General features: G+C 71.8%; 1 protein-coding gene and 1 pseudogene. One reads left to right on the top strand and one right to left on the bottom strand.

From position 1 onward, the window contains the following. Positions 1-9: 9 nt before the first annotated feature. On the bottom strand, positions 10-1,275 hold the full coding sequence (locus G4D87_RS37440; protein ID WP_205507882.1) for an adenylate/guanylate cyclase domain-containing protein: 1,266 nt from the start codon (positions 1,273-1,275) through the stop codon (positions 10-12). 137 nt (positions 1,276-1,412) lie between these two features. Here G4D87_RS37440 and G4D87_RS37445 point away from each other — a divergent pair. Next, positions 1,413-1,704 (top strand): annotated as a pseudogene (locus G4D87_RS37445) (sulfatase-like hydrolase/transferase); the annotation flags it as partial.

The raw sequence follows: 1,704 nt of genomic DNA on the forward strand, positions 1-1,704 counted from the left end.
GGGGGTGGATCAGCCGGACGCGAGCGCGGCCTGGGCTTGTCCCACACTGGGAGCGAAGGTGACCACGGGCAGCCGCTTGCCGGGCACCAGGGTGGGGCTCACCGGCGCCCAGGCGAAGGCCTCGGCGCAGCGCTCCCGGGTGGCCTGGGAGGCGAGGACGGTGACGCCGGCCACCTTGGTGAGCTGCTCGATGCGGGACGCCACGTTCACCGTGTCCCCGATGGCGGTGTACTCCAGGCGGCGGGTGGTGGAGCCGATGTTCCCCAGGATGACGGGGCCGGTGTGGACCCCCACCCCCATGCGCAGCACGGGGTCGCCCCGGGCGGTCCGGGCGGCGTTGACGCCGTCCAACTCCACCACCATGTCCAGCGCGCAGCGCACCGCGCGCAGGGGGTGCTCGGCGTCGTCCAGCGGCGCGCCGAAGTACACCATGAGCGCGTCCCCGATGAACTTGTCGAGCGTTCCTCCGTGGCGGAACACCACCTCCACCATGCGGCCGTAGTACTCGTTGAGGAGCTCCACCACCTGGCCGGGCGGCATGCGCTCGCTCAGCGCGGTGAAGTCCCGGAGGTCGGCGAACAGCACCGTGACTTCCCGGAGCTCCGGGGCCAGCGAGGTCTGCTGTTGCAGTCGCTCTGCTACTGAGGGCGAGAAGTAGCGGCCCAGGCGGGCGCGCTTCAGCCCCTCCTGGGAGACGGCGGCGGTGAGGGCGTGGATGCGGGCCAGCAGGTGGTGGGCGCCGGCCGCCATGATGCCCAGGAGCACGACGGCGGCCACCTGGGCGCCCATGCCGATGTCCGCCTCGTCCTGCAGTCGGACCACGCCGACGGCGGCGACCGTCATGACCACCGCGGTGACGGAGCGGCGCAGCGACAGGGCCGCCAGCAGCACCAGCACGGTGTAGATGCCCAGCGTGAAGCCGGCCACGCCGCCTGGAGAGGGGGACACGGGAATCGCCAGGTGCTGCATCCAGTAGATGGCGGGCGCGTCCACGAAGGCCAGCGTCAGGCCGGCCCACGAGGCGCTTGGCGGCCAGCGTGACACCGCCACCCGTCCCGCCACGGTGCACAGCCAGTAGATGCCCAGGGGGACGAGATAGACGTTCCAGTCCGCCATGCCCCGCGCGACACCTTGATACAGCGCGACGCCCAGCAGCAGGGTGACGGCCACCAGCCGCAGCCGCGCCATCTGCCGTGCGTTGTGATGGCGCTCGGCGTCCAGCGCCCGGCTCACCAGGTCCTGGCTCTCATCGGGATGGGCACCGTGCGGTGACATAAGGCCCTCGCTGGCTGCCATTCGAGGCGGAGTCAAGGCCCTCCATTCTGCAATGGCCTCGCGCTGAGCGCACCTTGGCGGGGGCCGGTCGTCCGGCCGGCACACGCCTGTTTCAATCGGGTATAGAAGAGGAGGTCATGCCCGAATCCCCCCCTTCCGGCATTCTCCCTTTCTGGTGGCCGCGCCTCCTCGTGGGGGCCGTGCTGGGTGTGTCGCTGTTCGCCGCCGAGTCGTGGCTGCTGCTGCGCTCGGGTGTCGTGGGCATGGACATCCCGGTGGAGGGCCCCTACGCCGCGTTGATGGCGGCGGTGCGGCCCGTCATCCCGGGCCTGCTGTTGCGAGTGGCGGCCGTCTACGCCGTGGCCGGCATGGTGCTGACCGCCGCGGGGACGCTGCTGGCGCGTGCCTGGGGCCGAGGCGGGGCGTGGG

It is taken from the genome of Myxococcus vastator, from assembly GCF_010894475.1.
GTDB classification, from domain to species: Bacteria; Myxococcota; Myxococcia; order Myxococcales; family Myxococcaceae; genus Myxococcus; species Myxococcus vastator.

Coding starts and splice junctions, on each gene's coding strand:
- G4D87_RS37440 (WP_205507882.1), bottom strand. CDS start 1,275: ATGTCACCGCACGGTGCCCATCCCGATGAGAGCCAGGACCTGGTGAGC.